This window comes from Methyloparacoccus murrellii, from assembly GCF_054657115.1.
This window is the reverse complement of record NZ_BAAHXD010000019.1, coordinates 1-23654: the sequence shown is the minus strand read 5'-3', so window position 1 is coordinate 23654 and position 23654 is coordinate 1. Positions and strand designations below refer to the sequence as shown.

Sequence of the window (23654 nt, the reverse complement as noted above, 5' to 3'; positions counted from 1 at the left end):
GCCAAGCCGGTTCACGGAAGCTGACGCAAGGCATCACACCCGCGGCGGCCATCATGCACCATTATTGGGCATCAGTGGCCGACAAAAAAGCCCCAGAACGGGGCATGTCCGGCGTGCGAACCGTGCGGCTCAGGCGCTCGGCCCCACCACGCCGCGTTGATGCAGGGAAACGAGCAACGCCTGGCCGAAGGCCAGCACCGGGTCGGGCTCGGGAGCTTGCAGCTCACGGGCGATTTGCCGCAGATGCACCCTGACGGGAAGCCCAGGGTCATCGCTCAGCAGTTCCAGCAGCCGGTGCGAGACGGCATTGGCCTCCATGAAATGCACGACATCGTCGCGGCCGCGGTAGGCCACGAGGCAGGTCGGGGTCTCCGGCATCACGCTTGGCCGGTGTTGCGGGCCGATCCGGTGCACCGGATAGCGGTATACCAGCGACCAGGCCACCGGCGAACGCAACACGCCGATATCCGGCAGGCTGGCGGCGAAATCGGCGCGCAATTCCGGCGGCTCGTCCTCTGCGACCGCCAGGGCCAGCTCCACCCACTCGTAATGGGCAAGTTCGGCCAAAAACGGTGGCTCGCCGGGTCCGGGCGTCCGCTCGGTTTCCAGATAGCACAGGAACTCCCGGGCGATCTCGCTGAAAAGGGGGGTCTCGCATCGATGCCGGGCGTAGAAATCCCGCACCAGGGCACGCCAGCCATCCTCCGCCAGCAAGCTCCTGAGAACCGGGAACCCGGCCGAGAGGAAGCTTTCGATATTGTTGAAAAACAGCTCCCGGTAGGCTGCCAGCCGTCGCTCGGGAACTCCCGCCGGCCCCGGCGCCGCGGCCGGATTGCGGATATGCGCGGCGAAGACCAGCTGCAGCTGCTGGAAATGCGGTCGCGCCTCAGCCATGGCAGTGCGCAAGCGGCGCATGGGCCAGCTGCAGGCGGCGGATTTCCGCGATCTCCGTCAGCAACTCGGCCAGCGGCGGCAGGTTGAAGTCGCGCTCCAGCAGCGTCGGCAAGACCCCGAACAGGCTGTAGGCCAGATCCAGAAGGCGCCAGACCGGATCGATGACGGCGGCACCGTGGGTATCGATCAGGAAATCCTCGTCCTCCACGTAGTGCCCCGCGATGTGCAGGCCGACGATCCGGTCTGCCGGCAGCGCCCGGATGAAGGTCTCCGGGTCATAGCCATGATTGACGCTGTTGACATGGACATTGTTGACGTCCAGCAGCAGATCGCAGTCAGCCGCCGCCAGGACGGCGCGCAGGAAGTCGGATTCCGGCATTTCCTGCCCGGGCGCGGCATAGTAGGAAATGTTCTCGATGGCGATGCGCCGCTCCAGGATGTCCTGGGTTCTGCGGATGCGGCCGGCCACGTAGTCCACGGCCTCGGCCGTGAAGGGAATGGGCATCAGGTCGTAGAGATGCCCGTCGTCGCCACAGTAGCTGAGATGCTCGCTGTAGGCGGCGATCCGATGCACAGCGAGAAACGCCTTCAGCTCGACGAGGAAATCCTGGTCCAGCGGCGCGGGGCCGCCCAGGGAGAGCGACAGGCCGTGGCAGGAGAAGGGATATCGCTCGGTGAGTCGCCGGAACTGCCGGCCGAGGCGGCCGCCGACCCGCATCCAGTTCTCGGGCGCCACCTCGTAGAAATCGATGCCGGGCGGCGCCTGCTCGACCAGCTGGTCGAGCAGGGCCCGACGCAACCCCAGCCCGGCCCCCCGAATCATGCGGTCGCGCGATGTCGACATGCCGGACCGGGGCTCGGGGGGAGGGTCTGGCCTTACTTGGCCGGCTCGGCAGCCGGCGGATCCATCTTCATGCCCGCGGCGCACTTGCCTTCCATCGCCTTCTTTTCCTGCTCGGGCGTCTTCTTGGACTGCTCCATCATGGCGCCGCAGTTCATCTCGGGGCTCTGCATTTTCTGTCCGCCGCACTTGCCCTCCCCACAGACCATTTCCTTGCTGTCCTTGCCGGCCTCGGCAACCTGCACATAGCCGGAAGCCAGATCCTTGAGGGCAAAAGGATTCTCGCCTGCGCTGACGGCGCCGGCCAGCGATCCGGCGACTGCCGCGCCCAGCACGGTCGAAAAGGTTTTCTTGCTCATGTCGTTCCTCTTGAAGTTTAAGGGGGTGCAGGAAAATCGGCCTGAAGGCTCATCCGCCCGGGGGGTGGGCAGGGCTTGCGCCGGTCTGAGGCCTGGCGCCTCACGAGCCGGGCCGCGGGCCTGCTGACCGCGCCGGGCATTCTCACACATGCCCGAAAATTGTGCACCGGCTCACGCCGGACCGGCCCCGACGCGCCATGCATCGACCACGGGGGCGGGACAGGGTTCCCGCCTGAGGAGCCACGGCCCGCCCATGGCACGCCGGAAAGGCTTAGGCTATGCTCTGCGCGTTGCGAGAGCCCGGGCGTTCGCCGGCGCTCCCCGTTTTCCCGTCTGCCGAGGTCACAGCATGTTTTGCCGTCATTGTGGAACCGAGTTGAAAGACAAGGCTATCGTTTGCAGCCACTGCGGCAACGCCGTCGCCGAGGGCGGCGAGGCACCCGTGCCATCGGCGGCGCCGCGCTGGAGCTGGTTCACCATGCTGGTGACGCTGGGCATCATCCTGGTCCTGCTGCTGGTGGCCATCATCGCCGGACTGTGATCGCAGCGAGGCTCAGATCCTGAACAGGCCCGCCCGGTAATGGCGCAACTCCGCAATCGACTCGCGGATGTCGTCGAGCGCCCGATGGGCGTTGTTTTTCCTGAAGGCGTCCTTGACCTCCGGCGCCCAGCGCGCCGCCAGCTCCTTGAGGGTCGAGACGTCCAGGTTGCGATAGTGGAAGAAGCGCTCCAGACGCGGCATGCTCGCCGCCATGAAGCGGCGATCCTGACAGATGCTGTTGCCGCACATGGGTGAAACGCCGGGTGGCACCCAGGCGGCGAGAAAGTCCAGGGTAGCGGCTTCGGCGGCCGCCTCGTCCAGGGAACTCTCGCGTACCCGCTCCATCAGACCCGAGGCCCCATGATGGGTCTGGTTCCAGTCATCCATGGCGGCGAGAATCGCCTCGTCCTGATGGATCGCCAGCACCGGCCCCTCGGCCAGAATGTTCAGGTCCCTGTCGGTGACCAGGGTCGCGATTTCGAGGATGCGATCACTGAGCGGATCCAGCCCCGTCATTTCCAGATCGACCCAGACCAGATTCTGTGCATTCGACGACATGATGATGAAATATCCGTGTTACGCGACCGACGCCGCAAAGGCTGTCCCGTTCGGCTCCCCGCGATAGACCCCACGAGAACCCCATGAACGATTTTACTGTAGTGTTCCTGATCGCCCTAGCCGCCTCCACCGGCATCGAATACTGGCTGTCCCGGCGCCAGGCCGACCATGTGAGTCGGCATCGGACGGCAGTTCCCGAGGCTTTCCGGGCGAGCGTCAGCCTGGAGGCGCACCAGAAGGCAGCCGCCTACACCCTCGACAAGCTCCGCCTGGCCAATGTCGATCGGGTACTCGGCGTCGCCGTCCTGCTGCTGTTCACGCTCGGCGGCGGAATCGGCTGGCTGCAAGGTCTCTGGGCCGGCCTCGGACTTTCGTCACGCCTGGCCGGCATCGCCCTGATCCTCAGCGTCCTGCTGCTGATGCAGCTTATCGAGCTGCCGATGAGCCTGTACCAGACCTTCGTCATTGAGGAGCGCCACGGCTTCAACCGCAACACCCCGGCCCAGTTCACCAAGGACCTGTTCATGCAGACGCTGCTGAGCCTGGCCATCGGCGCCCCGCTGCTGGCGCTGGTACTGTGGGTGATGGACTCCAGCGGCAGCTACTGGTGGCTGCTGGCCTGGGCCATCCTGATCGGCTTCTCGATCGTCATGAGCTGGGCCTACCCCACCCTCATCGCGCCCCTGTTCAACAAGTTCACGCCACTGCCCGATGCAACCTTGCGCCAGCGGATCGAGGCCCTGCTGAAGCGCTGCGGCTTCCACAGCCAAGGCATCTTCGTCATGGACGGTTCGCGCCGCTCCGGTCACGGCAATGCCTATTTCACCGGCATCGGCGACAGCAAGCGCATCGTGTTCTTCGATACCCTGGTGGATTCCCTGCAACACGATGAACTGGAGGCCGTGCTGGCGCACGAACTGGGCCATTTCAAGCGCCGGCATGTGGTCAAGATGCTGGTTGCCAACTCCACGCTGATGCTGATCGGTTTCGCACTGTTGGGCTGGCTTAGCCAGCAGGCCTGGTTCTACCAGGGACTGGGCGTGCATGAGCCCTCCCCTGCCGCCGCCCTGCTGCTGTTCATGCTGGTCATGCCGGTGTTCACGGTCTTCCTGAAGCCGCTCATGGCCTTCTTCCAGCGGCGCTACGAATTCGAGGCCGACGACTTTGCCGCGGCCCACACCCAGGCCCGGCACCTGGTCAACGCGCTGGTCAAGCTGTACCGCGAGAACGCCAGCACCCTCACGCCCGATCCGCTCTATGCCGCCTTTCATTACAGCCACCCGCCGGCCGCGATCCGCATCGATCATCTCAACGCCAGGCCAGGCTGAGGCGTGAGCGCGGGAGAGCAGTGGGCGGGGGACCGGAGCCGGCCGGAAGCGGAATTGCGCGAGGGCCGGGTTGTCAGCCACCTCGGCCAGGGACTGGCGGTGGAGGACGACCGCGGCGAGGTCGTCATCTGCCATACGCGGCGGCAATTGGGCGCGGTGGCGGTCGGCGACCGGGTCCTGTGGTCGACGGCCGACCGCCAGCAGGGGCGGGTGGAACGCATCCTGCCGCGGCGTAGCGTACTGACCCGGCCGGCGCATGGCGGCCGCATCCGCCCGGTGGCGGCCAACCTGGACCAGATCGTCATCGTCGTGGCGCCGGAACCGGAACCGGACTGGCTGCTGGTGGACCAGTACACCGCCGCTTGCGAACACCGGGGGCTCGGCGTCGTCATCGCGGTCAACAAGCAGGAACGCATCGCCGACCGCGCCCGCGTGGAACAGACCCTGTCGGTGTATCGCCGGATCGGCTATACCTGCCTCTTGCTCAGCGCCCACACCGGAGACGGTCTGCCACACCTTCGCGAGGCGCTGAAACAGCGTTGCAGCATGCTGGCCGGCCAGTCGGGGGTCGGCAAATCCTCCCTGACCAACAGCCTGCTGCCCGGCCGGAACCTGCGCACCCGGGAACTCTCTGACAAGGCCGGACTCGGCCGTCACACCACCACGGCGGCCATGCTCTACCACCTGCCCGAGGGTGGCGACCTGATCGACAGTCCCGGGGTGGCCGTCTTCGGTCTGGCGGAGATGACCGCCGCCGACGTGGCCGGTGGCTACCGTGAATTCCGGGAATGGCTGCCGCAATGCCAGTTCAACGACTGCCGGCACCTTGGCGACAAGGGCTGTGCCATCCTGGCCGCGGTCGAAGCCGGCCGGGTCGACGCCGGCCGCTACGAGCGCTTCCGGAAGCTGCTGGCCAAGATGCACCTGGCCTGAGGAAGGAGACCGGCCCGCCCCGGGCAGCGCCGGAAGCAGGCCAGCGGTGATGCGGGCTTAGCCCTGCTGCAGCAGCGAGCGCAGATCGATGGTGGCCGCGTTGGCGCGGGCGATGTAGTTCGCCAGGGTCAGCGAGTAGTTGGCGAACAGACCGAAGCCGCTGCCATTGAGGATGACGGGGCTCAGGTGGGATTCCTGGCTGTTTTCCAGTTCGCGCACGATCTGCTGCAACGACACCAGCGCCGTCTTGTTGCCGAGGATGTCGCGGAAATCGAACTCGATGGCCTTGAGCACCAGCATCGCCGCCCAGGTGTAGCCGCGCGCCTCGAAGAAGCGGTCGTCCAGCTTCAGCCAGGGCGTGCGTCCCAGCTCGGAATGGCGGACCTCGGAGCCCTCGGGCTGACGATCGGCGGTACTGGCGCTCAGGCGGTTGGAGTAATCGCCCAGACGTTTCTCCAGCACTTCCAGATACTGGCGCAGGTTGTCCGCACGGGCGTAGAAATTGGCGTCGCGCTTCATCAGGCGGGCACGGTAGGCCTCCAGCGATTCGATACCCTTCTCGTACTCGGATTCCGACGAGGGCAGCTGCCAGGAACGATAATCGAAATACAGGAACGGTTCGCCCTTGGACAGATCGGGGTCTTCCTGGGACTGCGTCTGCGAGCGGGCGATGTTGTTGCGCAGGGCCGTGGTGGCGTCGCGCAGGGCTATCAGCGCGCCCAGTTCCCAGTTGGGAATATTGTCAAGCAGGACGCTGGGCGGGAATACGTCGTTCAACAGGAAACCGCCCGGCTTGTGCAACAGGGTCTCGGCGATCGCGATCAGGGTCGTGCTGTAGGTATAGCCCAGCGGCAGTTCCTTGGGATTCTGGACATTGGCAGCCTTGGCGGCTTCCTCCACCACGTCGAAGGGTTCCGGCTCGCGGCTCCAGTACCAGCCAATCGCGTAGAGAAGAATGCACAGCCCCAGCACGCCGCCAACCACCCGGGCTGCGATACGGTTGCCCAGCAGCTTGCGACCGCTGAATCCGGCCTTGCGGGGAGTGGGCTCGGAAGATTCCTGACCGTGCGGATCGGGGACTGACATGCTGAGAATCCTGGTTCGTGCGTCGATCCGGGCAGTATACAACAAGGCAGCCTGGCGACCGGGACGCTGCGCTCGGGACTCCGGAAGCGGCAACCCGGCTCGGTCGGGTCGGTGGGGAACGTCAGGGGGGCGGACAGGGGCAATCCCGAATGGCTTGGGTGGTGGAAGGAGACCGCCACCCGGGACACCCCTGAGTCACGATACTACCCAAAACCACAGCGCATATCAGTATTTTTATCTCACGCCATGACCAAGGCCGCGCGCGGCGGGTTCACTCGCCCTTGCGACCGGAACGTGCGCGTGGATGGGCGCGATCGTACACACTGGCCAGGTGCTGGAAATCCAGGTGCGTGTAAACCTGCGTCGTACTCAGATTGGCGTGCCCCAGCAATTCCTGGACGGCGCGCAGGTCGGCGCTGGATTCCAGCAGATGGCTGGCAAACGAATGCCGCAGACGGTGGGGATGCAGGCCCTCGGACAGGCCCAGCCGGAACTGCCAGCGCTCCAGCCGCGCCTGCACCGTGCGCGGCGCGATGCGCGTACCGCGCCGGCTGAGGAAAACGGCGGTCTCGCCTTCCCGGACCAGACGGTCCCGCACCGCAAACCAGGCCGCCATGGCCTTGCGGGCACAGGCGCCGACGGGAACCTGCCGGGACTTGCGGCCCTTGCCCTGGCGCACCAGCACCATGCCGTCGCGCAGGTCGACATCGAAGATATCCAGCCCGGTCAGCTCGGACAGCCGCAGGCCGGAGGAATAGAACAGCTCCCACATGGCCAGGTCGCGCTGCTCCAGAATGTCATCGACCGGCACCTCCAGCAGGCTGACCACCTGATCCACATCCAGAACCTTCGGCAGCCGGCGTGGCGCCTTGGGAGCACGCAGGCCCACCGTCGGGTCACCCGCCAGCTCACCGCCCCGGATCAGCCAGGCAAAGAAACCCCGCTGAGCCGACAAGGCTCGGTGCAAGCTGCGGCTGCCGAGTTGCTCGCGGTGCCGCTGGGCCAGGTACTGGCGCAGATCGGCGGCCTTCAGCGCCTGCCAGTCAGACAATCCGCGACGCTCGCAGTAGTCGCGTAGCTGCCGGAGATCGCGGCCATAGGCAGCCAGCGTGTGCGGCGAAAGCCGCCGCTGAAATCTCAGGCTGTCGAGATAGGCCTCCAGCTGCTGCAGGGCCGCGGCATCCATGCCCTAGCCGGGCTCATGGACCAGCATCGCCAGCCGCGCGGCCAGAATCTCGCTCATCTGCCCCAGCAGCACGAAGCTCATATCGGGCCGGAAGCGGGCGGCATCGCGGCTGCCGATGGCGAACAACCCTCGAAGCCCCGCATGGCGAAGCCCCATGACCGCCATCGAGGCAACCTCCGCCGCCTGCCGGCCGAACAGGAACGCTGCCGGCTCCGGCTCGGGGCGACCGCACCAGGGCTGCTCGGCGTCGATGACCGTCTCGCACCAGCTGGCCACGGTCGCGCCGCGCGGCACGAAGAGGTTGGCAACCGGGCTGTCGCGCCAGGGCGCAAGTATCCGCACGACCCCGAAGTCGGCCTGAAAATACTGATGCAGGCCCCAATCCAGGCTGGCCAGCACATCCTCGACACTGCGCGCGTCCAGCAGGGCCAGCGTCAGCTGATGCGTGCGCTGGTAGAGCGCATCGTTTTCCCGCGCGATCTGCACCAGTTCATCGAGCTGCTGGGCCAGCCGCCGGTTGCGCTCGCGCAGCACATCGAGCTGGCGCGCCACCAGCGACACCGCGGTACCGCTCTCGTGCGGGATCGTCAGGGTTTCGAGGAGATGCTGATGGTCGCCGAAAAACTCGGGATGACGCTGGAGATAACGTGCGACCTCCGCTCCGCCGATCGACTCCTCGCCGCGACGCGTGGACAGGAACTGCTTCATAACTCGATGACTCCCTCGAAGACGGTGACGGCGGGACCGGTCATGAACACCGGGCAACCCCGCCCCTGCCAGGCGATCGACAGGCGGCCACCCGGCAACTCGACCGATACCGGGCTACGCAACAGGCCCTGCTCGATGCCAACCACGGCCGCCGCGCAGGCGCCACTGCCACAGGCCAGGGTTTCGCCCGAGCCCCGCTCGAACACGCGCAAGCGGATCGCGTGCGCCTCGACGACCTCCATGAAGCCGACATTGACGCGCTCGGGGAACAGCGGATGGCTCTCCAGCTGCGGCCCCAGCACCGCCACCGGCGCGGTATCGACCGTATCGACCAGCAGCACCGCATGCGGATTGCCCATCGACACGGCACCGAAGGACCAGGTCCGCCCTTCCAGTTCCACCGGATAGCGGTAGCGTTCCTCGGCAAAGACCAGCGGAATCTCCGCCGGCGCATGCCGGGGCACCCCCATGTTCACGGTCACCTGGCCGGTCGCCGCAAGCCGCAGCACCAGGCGCCCGGCATCCGTGTCGACCTGGATCTCGTCCTTGTCTGTCAGCCCCTGCTCGCGCACGAAGCGGGCGAAGCAGCGAGCGCCGTTGCCGCACTGCGCCACCTCGCTGCCGTCGGCGTTGAAGATGCGATAGCGGAAATCGGCATGCGCCTGATGCGCCGATTCCACCAGCAGCACCTGATCGCAGCCGACGCCGAAATGCCGGTCGGCCAGAAAGCGGATCTTCTCCGGCGTCAGCTGCACCGCCTGGCGGATGGCGTCGACAACGACAAAGTCATTGCCGAGGCCCTGCATCTTGGTGAACTTGAGCAGCATGGCTCAGCCCGGCAGCACGGCTTCGAGGGCGAACAGCTCCGGCAGCGTCTCGCGACGGCGGGCCAGGAAGGCGCGATCGCCGTCAACCAGCACCTCGGTGACGCGGGGCCGGGCATTATAGTTGGAGCTCATGCAGAAGCCGTAGGCGCCGGCGGAACGCACCGCCAGCAGGTCGCCCTCGCGGATTGCCAGCTCCCGGTCCTTGCCCAGGAAGTCGCCGGTCTCGCAGACCGGCCCGACCACATCGTAGCGTCGCGCCACCTGCCGGTGGTCGACCTCGACCGGCAGGATGGCCTGCCAGGCCTGGTAGAGCGAGGGCCGGATCAGATCGTTCATGGCCGCGTCGACGATGGCGAAGTCCTTGGCGCCGGTGGACTTCAGGTATTCCACGCGCGTCAGGAGCACGCCGGCATTGCCGACGATGGCCCTGCCCGGCTCGATCAGCACCTCGTAGTCCAGCCCGGCCAGCTGCCGGGACAGTATGCCAGCGTACTCGGCCGGCTCCGGCGGCTCCTCGCTCTGATAGCGAATGCCGAGGCCGCCGCCGAGATCGAGATGGCGGATACCGATGCCTTCCTGCTTCAGGCGCTCGACAATCGACAGGACCCGCGCCAGGGCATCGACGAACGGCGCCAGTGACGTCAGCTGCGAGCCGATGTGGCAGTCGATGCCCACCACCTCGACATGGGGCATCGCCGCCGCCCGCCGATACTCGTGCAGCGCGGTCTCGACATCGATGCCGAACTTGTTCTCGCGCAGCCCGGTGGAAATGTAGGGATGGGTACCGGCATCGACATCGGGGTTGACGCGCAGCGATATGGGGGCCTTGCAGCCCAGCTCGCCGGCAATGCGGTTGAGCCGGTCCAGCTCGCCGGCCACCTCGACGTTGAAGCAGCGGATGCCGACCTCCAGCGCCCGCCGCAGCTCGTCCTCGCGCTTGCCGACACCGGAAAACACCACCCGCGCCGGATCGCCGCCGGCCGCCAGCACGCGCTCCAGTTCTCCGACCGAGACGATGTCGAAGCCGGAACCCAGGCGCGCCAGCACATTCAGGACGGCCAGGTTGGAATTGGCCTTGACGGCATAGCAGACCAGATGCGGATGGTTGGCGAAGGCACGGTCGAAGGCGTGCCAGTGGCGCTCCAGCGTGGCCCGGGAATACACATAGCAGGGCGTGCCATATTCCGCGGCGACGCGCGCCAGCGGCACGTCCTCGGCATACAGCGAACTGCCGCGGTAATTGAAATGATCCATCAGTTCGGCGCCGAAGGTTCGAGCTGCGGCGTCGGCTCGGCCGGGGCTTTCCTGACCGGCTGCTTCGCCGTCTTCATGCCGGGCGGCTCGTGGCCCTCCATGTACAGCGGGCCCTTCTGCCCGCAGGCCGAGAGCAGAAGAAGCGTGAGCGACAACAGGGCCGCGGTCGTGCGGTGCATCATGACAGGGGGATGACGTGGTTCCAGGGAGCGCGCATTCTAATGGAATTCCGCCCCACCCACATGCCGGCGCGCCCGCCGCCCGGGCAGTGTCCCGGCAAGCGGCCGGGAGCGGGTGGCGAAATGATAGAATCCGCCCGACCGGCCGATCCCTGCCGACCACAACCGCGGTCCCGCCAGGGCGGCCGCCGGACATACCACTGACGAGTCCCCCGTGCTGGAAATCATCAAACTCGGCGGCTGGGTGATGCTGCCCATCATCGCCTGCTCGGTCGTCGCCCTGGCCATCGTCGGCGAACGGCTGTGGTCGCTGCGCACCGTCCGTGTCATGCCCGCGGAACTCATTCCCCGCGTCGTCGAGCTGCACCGCAACCAGCGGCTGGATGCCATGGAGCTGCGCCGGATCCGGGCCAGCTCGCCACTCGGCGCGATCGTCGCGGCGGCACTCGGCAGCCAGCGCCAGGGACGCGAGACGCTGAAGGAGAACGTCGAGCAGGCTGGCCGGCAGGTCGTGCACGAGCTGGAACGCTACCTCAACACCCTGGGCACGATCGCCTCCATTTCCCCCTATCTGGGGTTGCTCGGCAGCGTGCTCGGCATGATGAAGGTCTTCGCCAACTTCTCCGCCGGCGGCAGCGACATCGCCAATCCGGCGCAGCTGGCCGGCGGCATCTCGGAAATCCTGATGGCGACGGCGGCAGGCCTCGCGCTCGCCATTCCCAGCCTGATCTTCTACCGCTATTTTCAGGGCAAGGTCGCCGAACTGACGGTACGCATGGAGGAAGAGGCTGTGCGACTGCTCGACGCACTGGACCGTGTCGACGCCCCGGGCCAGCCGTCATGAATTTCCGTCCGCGCCAGCGCGAGGAGCCGGAGCTGAACCTGATCCCGATGATCGACGTGCTCATCGTACTGCTGATCTTCCTGGTGCTGACCACCACCTTCAGCCGCGAGGCGCAGCTGCGCATCAGCCTGCCGGATGCGCCGGGCGCCGCGGGCGAGGCCGGCCATGCCCAGGCCGTGCAGATCGTGATCAGCGCCGAAGGCCGCTACCGGATCGGCCAGCAGGAGCTTCCGGACAGCCACCTGGCCACCGTCAAGGCGGCGCTGCAGGCGGCCGCCGGCGGCAATCCCGATCCGCTGATCGTCATCGACGCCGACCGCGCCACCCCCCACCAATCCGTGATCATGGTGCTGGACGCGGCCGGCCTGCTCGGTTACCGGCGCGTGAGCCTCGCGGCCGAGAACCGCGGCGGCGATTGATCCCGGGCGTGAACCGCAAAGCCGCCGTGGCCGCCTGGCTGCAAGCACAGTGGTACGACAATGAGCGTCCGGGCCCCTGGCTGACCGGCGCGGAGACGCTGTTCCGGCGGGCCGTCGCCCTGCGCCGCAAGGCCTACCGCGAGGGGCGCAGGCCGGTCGAGCGACTGCCGGTCCCGGTGGTGGTGGTCGGCAACCTTACCGTGGGCGGCACCGGCAAGACGCCGCTGACGCTCTGGCTGGCCGATTTCCTGCGCCAGGCTGGCTACCGGCCCGGCATCATCAGCCGCGGCTACGGCGGCCGCAGGCTGTCGCACCCGCTGCAGGTGGGCGCCGACACGCCGCCCGGACTGGCCGGCGACGAGCCCGTGCTCATGGCCCGCCGCGCCGGCTGCCCGGTCGGGGTGTTCCCGCGCCGCGCCGAAGCCGCGCGCGCCCTGCTCGCCCAGGGGAACGTCGACCTCATCCTGGCCGATGACGGACTCCAGCATTACGCCCTCGGCCGCGACCTCGAGATCGCCCTGATCGACGGCGCGCGCGGCCTCGGCAACGGCCACTGCCTGCCGGCCGGCCCCCTGCGCGAACCGCCGGAGCGGCTCGACAGCGTCGACTTCGTCGTCTGGACCGGCCGGGGTCCCGCAGGCGCCACCGTCATGACGCTGGCCGGTGATCGTGCCGTGAACCTACTCGATCCCGCGCTCAGCCAGCCGCTCGACCGGTTCGCGGGCCAGACCGTCTGCGCGGTGGCCGGCATCGGCCACCCGCCACGCTTTTTCCGCCATCTCGAAGATCGCGGCCTGACGCTTGTGGCCCGGGCCTTCCCCGACCATCATGTGTTCCGCCCCGGGGATATCGCCTTCGCCGGCGCGGCCCCGCTGCTGATGACCGAGAAGGACGCCGTCAAATGCGCCGGCTTCGCCCGCCCGAACCACTGGTATGTGCCGGTCGCCGCAGAGCTCCCCGCCGATTTCGGCGCCCGATTCCTGACGCAACTGAAGAACCCACGCCATGGACAAGAAACTGCTTGAAATCCTCGTCTGCCCGATCTGCAAGGGCGATCTGGTCTACCGCAAGGACGAACAGGAACTGATCTGCCGGGGCGACCGCCTCGCCTATCCGATCCGCGACGGCATCCCCGTGATGCTGGAAAACGAGGCGCGCCGCATCAGCCTGGAGGAATACGACGCCCTGCCCAAGCGTACCCCGCTGGTCGAGTGAGGGATGCGCACGGCCCCCTCGCCGGCCAAACCGGGGCAGCCGGCAGGCGATCCGGCCACCGGCAACCGCGCCGCTACCGGTTCTCGTAGCGGCTCAGGTCGAACAGCCCGGCGGTCAGCGGGCTCTGGCCCAGGTGGCGGCGGTTGAAGAAATCGGCGTAATTCCAGAAATCGGGGCGCGTCCGCCGCACACCGAAGTCGGCGGCCAGACGGGTGGCGTCCGCGCTCCCGCCCAGCGCCAGCACCCGGCTGACGAAATCCGGCAGCCGGTCGATGGCAACGTCATAGTAGAAATTCGGATAGCTGCCGACAAAGCCGGGCACGATGGTCAGGGTATCCTCCGCGGGCAGGCGCCGGGCGGACTCCCAGAACATGAAGGAGACATTCTCCAGCGCCTTGTTCTGTATCAGGCTGTAGACGGCGCCCTCGCCGATCGGCGCGTCCGCTTCGTGCACGCGCAGGAAGGACAGCTCCGGCAGGTACTGGATGCCGCCGCCGGTCAGAAAGGTCAGCGGCTTCAGCACCCGCTCGGCGCGCCGCTCCAGGGGCGTGGCGCTGTCGCGCTCGCAGGGGGCCCGGGCGCAGCGGTAGAGCGTGGTCGCAGGTCCCGCCAGCGGTCCCAGGCGGGCCTCGATGGCGCCGTACAGCTCGTTGGCGTAATCGCGGGTCCGGTAGTCGACGGCGGTGTCCTTGCCATAGCCGTAATAGGGATTGACCAGCGCCGAGTTGAGCTCGGCCAGAAGCCCGCGGTTCCAGTGCCGATAGATGGCCGGCCGTGCCGAGGCAGGGAACAAGCTGAGGAAATTGTTCTCGGCCTCCAGGCGCAGGTTGTCCATGTACAGCCGTGTCGCGGCCTGATGGGTGACCGAGCCGAACACGTTGAACCCCGCCACCAGCAGGTAGTGGATGCGCTCGAATAGCGGGTAGTCGATGACCCAGGCAGTCGCTGGCCGCGCGCCGACCAGGCCCCACATCAGCGAGGCGCTGTCGAAGTGCCGGAATGCCGTCAGGGCGGCGTTCGGATTGTGCCCGTCCCCCAGCCACAGGGCGTCCAGGCTGTTGCGGACATTGTCCGGCAAATCGGCAAGATAGGCCTGCTTGGATGCGAGATAGCGGGTCTGCGCCCCGGTGTAGCTGACGATCAGGTCCTCCAGGCCGACCGCGTCGCCCTGCTCGCTGGGCAGCCGTAGGCGATTGGCTTCCGAGTGCAGGAAATCCGCGTCGCTGCTGATGCGGTCGTGGTCGGGGTCGTAGAAGAGCACCCAGAACTGGTCACGGATCACGTTGAGCGCCACCTGCCCGCGACAGACCGGCCCCTTCATGAAGCCAGAGATAAAGTAATAGGCATCGTCCAGCAGGAACCGGTAGCGCGCCTTCGCCGGCAGATCGTCGTAGACGCGGAAGGGGTTGGCGGCCACGCCCGGCTGATAGCCCGGCCAGCGGCGGACGGCGTAGTCGGGCTCGAGGAACAGCGCCCTGAGGCGGCGGATACGCGCATCGCCGATCTCGTAGACGCTATGGTTCTTGTCGACGATGGTCTGCTGCAGGAGGGGGCGCAGACGGTACCAGAAGCGCCCGCCCGGATCGTCGTAGGGCCGCACGGTCGGTATCTCGTGCAGCGGTTCGCCGGGTGGCGTGGTCGAGCGCACCAGCCGGAAATAGGTCCCCGGCGGCTGGTCCTGGATGTGCAGGTGCCCCATGAACAGGTGTTCGTAGACATAGCGGGCCACCAGTCGCGACTTCAGCCCGTCGGCATTCATGAAATCCTCCCAGCGCCGCGCCGCCGCCCGGGCCGGCTCCGGCAGCGGCGACGGTTCGGGATAGCGCGCGCCCTGGGCGATCCAGTCGCTCAGCGTCCGGTGCTCGCGCGGCGTCAGTCCCGGAAAACCATATGGCATGCCCCAGCCGGGGTGACGCCGGGCGAAATCGTCGAACTCGCCGGGCCGCGGGCATTCGAGCGAGCGGTTCAGATCGAAGTCGAAGTCATCGGCCAGGCGCCCCGAGGACGGCAGGGGATGTTGCTGCTTGAGCTGGAGGAACCGGGCCAGCAGCGCATTGTCGCGATTGGCCTCGGGCGACTCGCGGCGCTCGTTCAGGACCGGGTAGAAGCCCTTCTCGCGCCACCCGGCCGTGCTGCCGGCATCCACCCGCATGCGCGTGGGCGCCATCGGCGCCAGCCGCGCGCCATCGAACACCACCAGCTTGCTGGCGCCGCGGTCCAGTGCCTGCGGCGACTCCAGCTTCAGCTGGCAGGGCGCATCGTAGCAGCCGTGGCAGACCACACAGCGATGGTCGAGGATGGGCTTGACGTCGCGCGGGTAGGACACCTGCCCCCGGGCAAGGCTGGCGAGATACTGCCCGGCGTCCAGCTCGCGGTCGATCGGCGCGCCGGGGCCGTAGCGCACGGCGACAGGGTCGATGGCCGGCCGGAACAGCGAGCAGGCCGACACCAGCAACAGCAGGCACAGGCATGCCCACCACCCGGGACGCGGGCACATCGGCGGTGACATCGGGCGGCGGCGCGAATCAGCCGAAATCGGCGTCGAGCACGATGCGGTAGCGCGGCTTGCCGGCGCGCAGATGTTCGAAGGCGTCGTTGACCCGGCTCATCGGGAAGTGCTCGACCTGCGGCAACACCTGATGCCGCGCCGCGAACGCCAGCATGGTGGCGATGGCGGTGGGCGAACCGGTGGGCGAACCGGAAACATCCAGCTGCCCCAGCAGCAGGTTCATGGCGGCGACCGGGATCGGCTCCAGCACGGCACCGACGAGGTGCAGGCGGCCCTTGGGCGCCAGCGTCGCCATCAGGGCATCCCAGTCCAGCGGCACATTGACGGTGACGATGATCAGGTCAAGCGACCGGGCCATGGTACGCATGGCGCCGGCATCGCGGCTGGAGACGACCCGGTGGGCGCCGAGCCGGCGGGCTTCCTCGCGCTTGCTTTCGCTGGATGTGAAGGCGGTCACCTCGCAACCCCAGGCCCTGAGGAATTTCAGTGCCATGTGCCCCAGGCCACCGATGCCGACCACGCCGACCCGGGCCGTGGGCCGGATGCCGTACAGCAGCAAGGGCGAGAAAACGGTAATTCCACCGCAGAGCAGCGGGCCGACCGCGCCGGGATCGAGTGCATCGGGTATCGGCACGACCCAGGCCCAGTGGCTGCGCAGGCGCTCGGCAAAGCCGCCGTGATGGCCGACGATGGTTGCCTGGGCCGCGGCGCACAGATGCTGATCGCCACCGAGGCAGCTGTGGCAGTGCATGCAGCTGCCGGCATGCCAGCCGACGCCGACCCGCTGGCCCGGCGCCAGTCCCGCGACCCGCTCGCCCACGGCGACGATACGGCCGACCGCCTCATGCCCGGGCACCAGGGGATAGCGCGAAATGCCCCAGTCGTTCTCCAGCACGGACAGGTCGGAGTGGCAGATGCCGCAGTGCTCGACGGCTATCTCGACCTCGTCCGGTCCCAGTGGTCCCGGATCGTATTCGTAGGGAACGAAGCGGTTACCGGCGGCCAGCGCAGCCCAGGCGCGGATGTTGCTCATGCGGGAACTCCTGCGGACGAAGTGGAAACGGTGGTTGCGGCCAGCATGCTAACCGATTCCGGCCACGCACGCGCCCCGGCAGCCATGACCGGCCCCCGGTGCCATCCTGCCGCCCCAAGCGCCGCCGGCCAGCCGCTACAATAGATACATGCGCACCATCCCGCTGAGCCCTCATCCCGCCACGCCCTGCCCTGCCGTCCACCAGTTGTCGGTCGACTACGGCTGGCAAGCTCCGGGGCACCTGCTCCTGCGCTATCGGCTGCGCGGCGCGCTCGCACAACTCCGGCTGCCGCCCCCTGGCCCCGCGCCGACCCGGCGGGATGAACTCTGGCGCAGCACCTGCTTCGAGGCCTTCCTGCGCCGCGACGGGAACCCCGGCTACTGGGAGGTCAACTTCACCCCCCGCGGCGACTGGGCCATCTACCGCTTCGACGCTTATCGCCAGGGCATGCACGCACCCCAGACGGTTGCCGCACCCGCCATCGCCTGCACGGGCGACGCCGGGACCCACGAACTCACCGCCTGCCTCGACCTGTCCGGCTGGGACCGGGAAACCGGCGGCTGGCAACTGGCGCTGGCCACCGTGCTGGCCACCCCATCCGGCGAGATCAGCTACTGGGCGGCGCACCATCCGCCCGGCACGCCCGATTTCCACGCCGCAGCCGCCTTCCGGCTGACGCTGCCCCCCATACCCCGACCGACCCCATCATCCGGCGAAACCCCATGAAATTCGGCATCGACCGCCTGCTCGAAACCCCGACACTGCGCCGGCCGCTGGCCGGCCGCCGTATCGCCCTGCTGGCGCATCCGGCCTCGATGACCCAGGATTTCCGCCACTCGCTGGATGCGCTGGCCGGCCTGCCGGACATCCGGCTGACGGCCGCCTTCGGCCCCCAGCATGGCCTGCGCGGCGACAAGCAGGACAACATGGTCGAGTCGCCGGATTTCCGCGACCCGGCGCTGGGCATACCGGTGTTCAGCCTGTACGGCGAGGTGCGCCGCCCCACTGCGGCGATGATGGACAGCTTCGACGTGCTGCTGGTCGACCTGCAGGATCTCGGCTGCCGTATCTACACCTTCATCACCACACTGCGCTATGTGCTGGAAGCGGCGGCCCGGCACGGCAAGTCGGTGTGGGTGCTGGACCGCCCCAACCCGGCCGGCCGGCCGGTCGAAGGCCTGAGCCTGCACGAGGGCTGGGAAAGCTTCGTCGGCGCGGGGCCGATGCCGATGCGGCATGGCCTCACCCTGGGCGAGATGGGACGCTGGCTCGTGGCCGCGTTCGATCTGGACCTCGACTATCGGGTGATCGAGATGCAGGGCTGGCAGCCGGAAGCCGCGCCCGGCCACGGCTGGCCACTGGGGGAGCGCAGCTGGATCAACCCCAGCCCCAACGCGGCCAACCTGTGGATGGCGCGCGCCTATGCCGGCACCGTGATGCTGGAGGGCACGACGCTGTCCGAGGGCCGCGGCACCACCCGACCGCTGGAGCTGTTCGGCGCGCCGGATCTGGCCGCCGAGCGGCTACTGGCCGAGATGCAGGCACTGGCGCCGGACTGGCTGCGGGGCTGCCGGCTGCGCCCGTGCTGGTTCGAGCCCACCTTCCACAAGCATGCCGGCCAGCTCTGCGCCGGTGTGCAGATCCACATCGACGATCCCGCCTACGACCATCAGGCCTTTCGCCCCTGGCGTCTGCAGGCGCTGGCCTTCAAGGGCATCCGCCGGCTGTGGCCGGACTACCCGCTATGGCGGGACTTCGCCTACGAATACGAGTTCGATCGTCTGGCCATCGATCTCATCAACGGCAGCCCGCTGCTGCGGGAGTGGGTGGACGACGCCACCGCCCAGCCCGGCGACCTCGACGCGCTGGCCCGTGCCGACGAGGACGACTGGCTAGCCCGGCGCGACGCCTGCCTGCTCTACCGCTAGACGGCGGCACCCGGGGCTACTGCATCCCGGGCGGGCCGTGCCGGCGTCGGCGCCCGGTTTCGCCGGCCCCGCCGCAAGGGCCTTGGGCGGGCCCGGGGACGACGGGGCAGACGCCGCCCGGCGCGGTCTTCCGCCCGCGGACTTCAGAGGAATTTCGCCATCATGAACAGCGCGATGCCGGGCAGGAGGGCCGCCGGCCCCCACCAGGTACCGAGCGCCGTGCCAATGACGGCGACCGCGATGACAACGACGCCGATCAGCGCCAGCTTGCCGCTCAGCTGGCGGATCGGGGCCACGGCCCGCACGGGATTGCCGCAATGGGTGCAGGTGCCGGCCGTGTCGGAGGTCTGGGCGGCGCAGGATGGGCAGGTTATCAGGGCCATGAGGTTTCCTCGCTTGTTGTTATGGATGTCCCGGCACGCGGCCGGAATCGCGGGCGGCGGCCGCCTGATCCCGGCCCGGCCGGCAACATGGCATTGCCGCCCCAGCCTTGTCAATGATTTCCCGACCTCCGGCAAAGCAGCCAAGGACCTTGCCGGCGCTGGTGCCTCCAGTTCCGGACCATGGTGCTGGCACGGTACCCTTTCCGGATATAAACCCTTCATATCGTGGCGTTTCTCATCACTTTTCCAAGCCTTGAGGATTAAGATGCATCATGGATCCCTTTCCGCATGGAGGACGATGAGCGACATGACGATCAACACGGTTCCGCAACTTCAGGTGGACACGGACCGGCCCACCGTGCTCTATGACGAGGATGGGCACCGCATTTACTGGCTGGGCATCACCGAGGTCACCGCCTTCCGCTGCAATGCCTACCTGATCCATGACGGCAGGGAGGCCATCCTGGTCGATCCCGGCAGCAAGGCGTTCTTTGGCCAAGTCAGGGAGCGGGTAGCGCAAATCCTGCCACCCGAGCAGGTGACCGGCATGGTGCTGTGCCATCAGGATCCGGACGTGGCGGCCTCGATGGTCGACTGGCTGGACCTCAACCCGGCCATCCGCGTCTACACCACGCCACGTACCCAGGTGCTGCTGCCACACTATGGCTGCCGCGATTACGACTATTGCGACGTGACGGCGCAACCGTCGCTGGAACTGCCGAGCGGCGCCCGGTTGCGGTTTGTGGAAGCGCCGTTCCTGCACTTCCCCGGCGCCTTCACCACCTACGATGCGCGGGCGCGCTTTCTCTTCTCGGGCGATATCTGGGCCGCCCTGGACCTGGACTGGACACTGCTGGTGGAAAACTTCGAGGAGCACATCGCCAAGATGAACCTGTTCCACCTGGACTACATGGCCTCCAACCTGGCCGCGCGAGGCTTCGTCCAGCGGATCGAGACACTGCCCATCGATGCCATCCTGCCACAGCATGGCTCGATCATCCCCGCCCGCGATGTCGCGGCCGCGCTGGCGTACCTCCGCTCCCTGCGCTGCGGAACCGACATTCTCTACGCCGCGCTGGATGGCTGAGGCATGAACGGGGAAGCCGAGCATCCGGACTGGCGGAGCCAGCTCGAGGCACTGGAACGCAAGAACCGGCTGCTGGCAGAAGGCATCAAGCAGGCGGAGCGGCTGCGCCAGCTGTGGGGCGATGCGGTCCAGGAACTCAAGCACGCCCGGGCGGAGCTGAAGGCGTCGCGGGAATTCCTGGAACAAGTCCTGACCGTGTCTCCCGATCCACTATTGGTGGTGGATCGCCACGGCAGGATCCTGCTGGCCAATCTCGCCGCCAGCCGACTGATGGAGAGCCCGCGGGAGAAGCTGATCGGCCGGCAGGTACTGCGCCTGCTGGACGCCCGGGAACGCCGGCGAATCCTGGCCCTGTTCCGCGGCAATCTGGGCAGCGGCAAAACGGAAGTCATGGTGCGAACCCGGCAAGGCAAGCGCCTGGTCGTGGCGGAATGGTCCCTGGTCCGGCATGCCGGCCACGCAAGCGACATCGAGATCGTGCTGGCCGGCTGCGACATTACCGAACAGCGGCGCAACGAACGTCTGCTGGAACTGGAGAACTCGCTCCTGGCCACGGTCAGCAGCTCCACATCCCTGCCGGTCATCCTGGAAACCCTGTGCCTGGGTATCGAGAGCATCCTGCCGGGCGCGCTCTGCTCCATCCTGTTGCTGGACGACACCGGGCAACTCCGGCTCGGGGCGAGCCCCAGCCTGCCGGACCACTACAACCAGGCGGTGGACGGCTTCAGCCCGGGCCCCACCGCCGGCTCCTGCGGCACCGCGGCCTACCGCAAGCAGACTGTCATTGTCGCGGATATCGCGCAGGACCCGCTCTGGCGGGACTACCGGATGCTGGCCGGGACGCACGGATTGGCCGCCTGCTGGTCGGTGCCAATTCTCACCTCGGCCGACACCCTGCTGGGCACCTTCGCGATCTACCATCGTGCACCCCATGTGCCGGCGCCGCACGAATTGCAGATTGCCACCCGGGCGGCGCATCTGGCCAGCCTGGCGATCCAGCGCAAGCGTGCCGAAGAGGCGCTGTCGAAAAGCGAGGCGCAGCTCAAGGAAATCACCGCAACCCTGGGCGAAGGCGTCTACGTGCTGGATACCGATGGCCGTATCGTCTTTGCCAACCCCGAGATGGAAAAACTGCTGGGCTGGAGCATCGCGGAACTGATCGGCAGGGAGGCGCACGCCATGTTTCACGACATGCGCCCGGATGGCGGCCGCATTCATCCCAGCGCCTGCTGCGTGAACGCAAGCCTGCACACCGGCCAGACCCTGCACGCCGATGACGACTGGCTGGTGCGGAAGGACGGCTCCTGGATCCCGGTTGCGCTCGTCTCCAGCCCCATCCTGCGGAATGGGGAGATCATGGGGGCGGTGGTCGCGGTGCAGGACATCCGCGAACGCAAGCAGGCGCAGGAAGCGCTACGGCGTGCGGCCCACTACGCGCGCAGCCTGCTGGAAGCCAGCCTGGACCCCCTGGTCGTCATCAGTCCCGAGGGCAAGATTACCGACGTCAACAAGGCCTCCGAGGAGGTGACCGGAGTACCGCGCGAGGAGCTGATCGGCACCGATTTCGCCGATTACTTCACCGAGCCGGAACGGGCCCAAGCCGGCTACCGGCGCGTACTGGAACAGGGCTATGTGAGGGATTACGCCCTCACCATCCGCCACCACTCGGGACGCAGGACCGACGTGCTGTACAACGCCACCGTCTTCCGCGGCGAGTCCGGCGAGTTGCGCGGGGTATTCGCGGCAGCGCGCGACATCACCGACCGCAAGAAGACGGAGCAGAAAATCCATCACCTGGCGTACTACGACATCCTGACCAACCTGCCCAACCGGCGCCTGCTGCTGGACCGGCTGCATCACGCCATAGCCCTGGCCAAACGGCACCAGCGCACCCTGGCCGTCCTCTTCCTGGACCTGGACTTCTTCAAGCAGATCAACGACACCCTGGGCCATGACGCCGGCGACGGACTGCTCAAGGAATTCGCCAGGCGCCTGCGCGGTTGCGTGCGCAGGGCGGACACGGTGAGTCGTCAGGGGGGCGACGAGTTCGTCATCGTCCTGACCGAAATCATCCGCGAACGGGACGCGGCAACCGTGGCGGAAAAAATTCTTCGCGCCCTGGCCCAACCCATCCTCATCAAGGGCAACGAACTGCACATCACCACCAGCATCGGCATCGCCGTCTATCCGCGGAACAGCGACGAGGACGCCCACGCGCTGATCAAGTATGCCGATACCGCGATGTACGCAGCCAAGCAGGCGGGGCGCAACTGTTACCGCTTCTACCCGCTGGATCCCTGAGCACGGCCCGGTTGATGCCGCTGCCGCGCCTGCAGGCAGCGAGGCTGTTCAGTTGAGATCGTCGTTGCGCCAATACTTGGCACCCGTGACGCTGAGGCCCACCAGCGCCCCCTTCTCCGTCAGCTGATAGACGTTGATGCCCGGCGCCACGTTGTAACCGAGGTCGCCGGCGGCACCCTGCACGTCATCCTTGGCCGCCGCCGTGGCCCGGCCGCCGAACTCCCAACCGGAAGTGACGAAATCGTTCATCGCCTCGCGCGTGTCAAAGACGAAGACCAAGCGGAAATTGGTATAGCCGAATCCCAGCCCTGGCTGCAGCTCGAACATCTTCATATAGGTACGTCTGCGCGAGCGGTTGTCCACCACCACACCGTTGCCGTGATCCATCCCGCCCCACAGGAACTTGCCGCCACTGGCGTCGAACACGCCGTAGCCGGCTGCCGCCTGGACGTGCCTGCGCGCACCCGGATGCTGACTGTAAAGTTTGCTGAGGGTATCGCTTTCCATCGCCATGACCTGCCGGCGCTGCTCGGCGACCGAGCCTTCCAGCTGCACGCCGCAACCGACCAAGGCCACCATGGCCCACAATGCCCAACTCCATCCCAGCCGCTTCATGTCATGTCCTCCGTCGACGATTAGCCCCTGATCACCGGCGCAATGCCCACCGGGAGACCGCATAGTACGGGGAGCACACCCTTATGGCTATCCCCTGGTGGCATGGGATGGCAACGGTATCCCGCGTTGCCGGCAGACAGAAAAAAAGCCCCGTGGACGGGGCTTGTTAAGACACTGCTCTTGTCATGCCTTGCTACGTGGGACAGGACGTCCTGTCAGTAGTCAGTTGTTCGGCGGCGACGCACTTTCCTGGCTTTCACAGGAATCATCTCAAGCCTGGGGGATCTGCAATTGGGCAAGTCGACGGTTGCCATCGCCAGCACGAGCACAGATGCGAGTATGAGAATTTCCATAACAGCTACCGGTTGTTGAACAGGCGGCTGCTTCGACACGGCAAGGTGCAAAGAAATTCTCGAACAGATTGTTTCGTCTCCATCGCCGCCACCCACGAGAGATTCGGGACGGAATCAACATTGTCTTGGCTATGGAATGGATAGCGGGTCAGCGCTCACCGGGAACTTGATCGGGCGTGCACCGCCATCGCCCGCATGGGGATGCGTGATCTTGCAACCTTATTTGGGACACCGCCTTCATTAAGCAGCCATACGCTTCTCAAACTCCCAGG

The 23654-nt window shown here is 67.1% G+C and carries 25 protein-coding genes; 11 read left to right on the top strand and 14 right to left on the bottom strand.

The features are described from left to right. Positions 1-129 precede the first annotated feature (129 nt). The 3 genes from ACYQ1H_RS07250 to ACYQ1H_RS07240 are packed head-to-tail and all read right to left on the bottom strand — an operon-like array spanning position 130 to position 2094. Positions 130-894 carry an HvfC family RiPP maturation protein gene (locus ACYQ1H_RS07250; RefSeq protein WP_460027379.1) on the bottom strand — a complete coding sequence of 255 codons (765 nt, stop codon included), beginning with the start codon at positions 892-894 and terminating at the stop codon, positions 130-132. Then, positions 887-1738: an HvfB family MNIO-type RiPP peptide maturase gene (locus ACYQ1H_RS07245; RefSeq protein WP_460027378.1), complete on the bottom strand. Its 852-nt coding sequence runs from the start codon at positions 1736-1738 to the stop codon at positions 887-889. Before ACYQ1H_RS07245 ends, ACYQ1H_RS07250 begins: the two co-directional genes overlap by 8 nt. 32 nt (positions 1739-1770) lie before the next feature. Further along, the gene (locus tag ACYQ1H_RS07240) at positions 1771-2094 is read right to left on the bottom strand and encodes an HvfA family oxazolone/thioamide-modified RiPP metallophore (RefSeq protein WP_460027377.1); all 324 of its coding nucleotides are present in this window, start codon (positions 2092-2094) and stop codon (positions 1771-1773) included. 148 nt (positions 2095-2242) lie between these two features. Between ACYQ1H_RS07240 and ACYQ1H_RS07235 the strand changes: the two genes are divergently transcribed. Beyond that, positions 2243-2635 carry a zinc ribbon domain-containing protein gene (locus tag ACYQ1H_RS07235; RefSeq protein ID WP_460027376.1) on the top strand — a complete coding sequence of 131 codons (393 nt, stop codon included), beginning with the start codon at positions 2243-2245 and terminating at the stop codon, positions 2633-2635. Positions 2636-2647: 12 nt separating this feature from the next. On the opposite strand, the gene orn is transcribed toward ACYQ1H_RS07235, so the two are convergent. Next, positions 2648-3193: an oligoribonuclease gene (gene orn / locus ACYQ1H_RS07230; protein WP_460027375.1), complete on the bottom strand. Its 546-nt coding sequence runs from the start codon at positions 3191-3193 to the stop codon at positions 2648-2650. An 83-nt stretch (positions 3194-3276) separates the two neighbouring features. Between orn and ACYQ1H_RS07225 the strand changes: the two genes are divergently transcribed. Next, a complete protein-coding gene (locus ACYQ1H_RS07225; protein WP_460027374.1) occupies positions 3277-4521 on the top strand; it encodes a M48 family metallopeptidase in 1245 nt (414 codons plus the stop codon). A gap of 3 nt (positions 4522-4524) precedes the next feature. Beyond that, complete coding sequence (gene rsgA, locus ACYQ1H_RS07220) at positions 4525-5454, top strand: ribosome small subunit-dependent GTPase A (protein WP_460027373.1); 930 nt, start codon at positions 4525-4527, stop codon at positions 5452-5454. A gap of 57 nt (positions 5455-5511) precedes the next feature. Here the strand turns inward: rsgA and ACYQ1H_RS07215 are convergent, their stop codons facing one another. The 6 genes from ACYQ1H_RS07215 to lptM all read right to left on the bottom strand — a co-directional run bounded on the left by ACYQ1H_RS07215 (position 5512) and on the right by lptM (position 10697). Further along, the gene (locus ACYQ1H_RS07215) at positions 5512-6540 is read right to left on the bottom strand and encodes a DUF2333 family protein (RefSeq protein WP_460027372.1); all 1029 of its coding nucleotides are present in this window, start codon (positions 6538-6540) and stop codon (positions 5512-5514) included. 271 nt (positions 6541-6811) lie between these two features. Next, positions 6812-7726, bottom strand: a complete 915-nt coding sequence (gene xerC / locus ACYQ1H_RS07210) for a tyrosine recombinase XerC (protein WP_460027371.1) — start codon at positions 7724-7726, stop codon at positions 6812-6814. A 3-nt stretch (positions 7727-7729) separates the two neighbouring features. After that, on the bottom strand, positions 7730-8434 hold the full coding sequence (locus ACYQ1H_RS07205; RefSeq protein WP_460027370.1) for a DUF484 family protein: 705 nt from the start codon (positions 8432-8434) through the stop codon (positions 7730-7732). After that, the gene (dapF, locus tag ACYQ1H_RS07200) at positions 8431-9258 is read right to left on the bottom strand and encodes a diaminopimelate epimerase (protein ID WP_460027404.1); all 828 of its coding nucleotides are present in this window, start codon (positions 9256-9258) and stop codon (positions 8431-8433) included. The genes ACYQ1H_RS07205 and dapF overlap by 4 nt, the downstream gene beginning before the upstream one ends. Positions 9259-9264: 6 nt before the next feature. Further along, positions 9265-10515, bottom strand: a complete 1251-nt coding sequence (gene lysA, locus ACYQ1H_RS07195) for a diaminopimelate decarboxylase (protein WP_460027369.1) — start codon at positions 10513-10515, stop codon at positions 9265-9267. Further along, on the bottom strand, positions 10515-10697 hold the full coding sequence (gene lptM / locus ACYQ1H_RS07190) for an LPS translocon maturation chaperone LptM (RefSeq protein WP_460027368.1): 183 nt from the start codon (positions 10695-10697) through the stop codon (positions 10515-10517). Before lptM ends, lysA begins: the two co-directional genes overlap by 1 nt. Positions 10698-10908: 211 nt before the next feature. Between lptM and ACYQ1H_RS07185 the strand changes: the two genes are divergently transcribed. Genes ACYQ1H_RS07185 through ACYQ1H_RS07170 form a run of 4 tightly spaced genes read left to right on the top strand, consistent with a single transcriptional unit; the run spans position 10909 to position 13172 of the window. After that, the gene (locus ACYQ1H_RS07185; RefSeq protein ID WP_460027367.1) at positions 10909-11538 is read left to right on the top strand and encodes a MotA/TolQ/ExbB proton channel family protein; all 630 of its coding nucleotides are present in this window, start codon (positions 10909-10911) and stop codon (positions 11536-11538) included. Further along, positions 11535-11957: an ExbD/TolR family protein gene (locus ACYQ1H_RS07180; RefSeq protein WP_460027366.1), complete on the top strand. Its 423-nt coding sequence runs from the start codon at positions 11535-11537 to the stop codon at positions 11955-11957. The genes ACYQ1H_RS07185 and ACYQ1H_RS07180 overlap by 4 nt, the downstream gene beginning before the upstream one ends. An 8-nt stretch (positions 11958-11965) precedes the next feature. Beyond that, the gene (lpxK, locus tag ACYQ1H_RS07175; RefSeq protein ID WP_460027365.1) at positions 11966-12982 is read left to right on the top strand and encodes a tetraacyldisaccharide 4'-kinase; all 1017 of its coding nucleotides are present in this window, start codon (positions 11966-11968) and stop codon (positions 12980-12982) included. Beyond that, the gene (locus ACYQ1H_RS07170) at positions 12963-13172 is read left to right on the top strand and encodes a Trm112 family protein (RefSeq protein WP_460027364.1); all 210 of its coding nucleotides are present in this window, start codon (positions 12963-12965) and stop codon (positions 13170-13172) included. The genes lpxK and ACYQ1H_RS07170 overlap by 20 nt, the downstream gene beginning before the upstream one ends. 73 nt (positions 13173-13245) lie before the next feature. On the opposite strand, the gene ACYQ1H_RS07165 is transcribed toward ACYQ1H_RS07170, so the two are convergent. Together ACYQ1H_RS07165 and ahr are read right to left on the bottom strand one after the other, a co-directional pair. Continuing rightward, positions 13246-15669, bottom strand: coding sequence for a fatty acid cis/trans isomerase (locus tag ACYQ1H_RS07165; RefSeq protein ID WP_460027363.1), 2424 nt, complete (start codon positions 15667-15669; stop codon positions 13246-13248). Positions 15670-15697: 28 nt separating this feature from the next. After that, positions 15698-16714, bottom strand: coding sequence for an NADPH-dependent aldehyde reductase Ahr (gene ahr, locus ACYQ1H_RS07160; RefSeq protein WP_460027362.1), 1017 nt, complete (start codon positions 16712-16714; stop codon positions 15698-15700). A gap of 148 nt (positions 16715-16862) precedes the next feature. Between ahr and ACYQ1H_RS07155 the strand changes: the two genes are divergently transcribed. Both ACYQ1H_RS07155 and ACYQ1H_RS07150 read left to right on the top strand, forming a co-directional pair. Next, entirely contained in the window at positions 16863-17441 is a 579-nt protein-coding gene (locus ACYQ1H_RS07155; protein WP_460027361.1) for a DOMON-like domain-containing protein, read from the top strand. Then, positions 17438-18643: an exo-beta-N-acetylmuramidase NamZ family protein gene (locus tag ACYQ1H_RS07150; RefSeq protein WP_460027360.1), complete on the top strand. Its 1206-nt coding sequence runs from the start codon at positions 17438-17440 to the stop codon at positions 18641-18643. The genes ACYQ1H_RS07155 and ACYQ1H_RS07150 overlap by 4 nt, the downstream gene beginning before the upstream one ends. 143 nt (positions 18644-18786) lie before the next feature. On the opposite strand, the gene ACYQ1H_RS07145 is transcribed toward ACYQ1H_RS07150, so the two are convergent. Further along, the gene (locus ACYQ1H_RS07145) at positions 18787-19026 is read right to left on the bottom strand and encodes a hypothetical protein (RefSeq protein WP_460027359.1); all 240 of its coding nucleotides are present in this window, start codon (positions 19024-19026) and stop codon (positions 18787-18789) included. Positions 19027-19324: 298 nt separating this feature from the next. Between ACYQ1H_RS07145 and ACYQ1H_RS07140 the strand changes: the two genes are divergently transcribed. After that, the gene (locus ACYQ1H_RS07140) at positions 19325-20113 is read left to right on the top strand and encodes an oxygen-binding di-iron domain-containing protein (RefSeq protein WP_460027358.1); all 789 of its coding nucleotides are present in this window, start codon (positions 19325-19327) and stop codon (positions 20111-20113) included. A gap of 3 nt (positions 20114-20116) precedes the next feature. After that, positions 20117-22414: a sensor domain-containing diguanylate cyclase gene (locus ACYQ1H_RS07135; protein WP_460027357.1), complete on the top strand. Its 2298-nt coding sequence runs from the start codon at positions 20117-20119 to the stop codon at positions 22412-22414. A gap of 48 nt (positions 22415-22462) precedes the next feature. On the opposite strand, the gene ACYQ1H_RS07130 is transcribed toward ACYQ1H_RS07135, so the two are convergent. After that, positions 22463-23029, bottom strand: coding sequence for a lipid-binding SYLF domain-containing protein (locus tag ACYQ1H_RS07130; protein WP_460027356.1), 567 nt, complete (start codon positions 23027-23029; stop codon positions 22463-22465). Positions 23030-23654 lie beyond the last annotated feature (625 nt).